Genomic DNA, 776 nt, shown 5'->3' on the forward strand with positions numbered 1-776 from the left:
CGTAGTCGAGCATCGCGGCGAGGCGGTTGCCGACCCGCGGCAGGCGCGCGACCAGCGGCTTGAACGGCGCGCCGAGCTTGGCCGCCCACAGGGCCAGCCGGAACCGGCCGGGATGGGGCAGAACGAAGGCCAGGATAGCCCGGAGCGCGCGGTCGTCGAGCCGCCGGGAGAACGTCTCCTCGATATGGCTGCGGGCGTGGTCGACGAGGTGCATGTAGTGCACGCCCGATGGGCAGGTCGTCATGCAGGACAGGCACGACAGGCAGCGGTCGACGTGCTTGACCACCTCGGCGCTCGCCGCCTTGCCGCCCTCGAGCATGTCCTTGATCAGGTAGATCCGCCCGCGCGGGGAATCCAGCTCGTCGCCGAGCAGCAGGTAGGTCGGGCAGGTCGCCGTGCAGAACCCGCAATGCACGCAGGTGCGCAGGATCTTCTCGGAGGTCGCCATCGCCGGGTCGGCGAGCTGAGCGAGGGAGAAATTGGTTTGCATGGCGCGTTCTGGATGCGTCCTGTCTCAGGCCGATCGCGTCGGCCCCGTCGTTCGATCGTCTGTGCCACCGTTTCGCGCCGGGCACGATGCGGCGGACGGCCCGCGCGAGGTCGGGCCCCCGCGCGGAAGCGCTAAACCCCCGCGTACATCCGCCCGGGGTTGAAAATTCCCGCAGGATCGTGCGCCGCCTTGATCCCCTGCGTCACCCGCATCAGCGGCTCGGACAGCGGCTGGAACACCGGCACCGCGGCGCGCACCGCGTCGGGCGCGCGGATCAGCGTGGCGT

At 70.5% G+C, this 776-nt stretch carries 1 protein-coding gene and 1 pseudogene; both read right to left on the reverse strand.

Annotated elements, in window-relative coordinates; translation table 11 throughout:
• Window positions 1–490: 4Fe-4S dicluster domain-containing protein (locus FV223_RS29050; protein ID WP_147730047.1), on the reverse strand; the 490-nt coding region annotated here is incomplete at its 3' end.
• Window positions 491–621: 131 nt separating this feature from the next.
• Window positions 622–776 (reverse strand): annotated as a pseudogene (locus tag FV223_RS32270) (glycolate oxidase subunit GlcE); the annotation flags it as partial.

It is taken from the genome of Methylobacterium sp. WL116 (genome assembly GCF_008039455.1).
Lineage (GTDB): Bacteria > Pseudomonadota > Alphaproteobacteria > Rhizobiales > Beijerinckiaceae > Methylobacterium.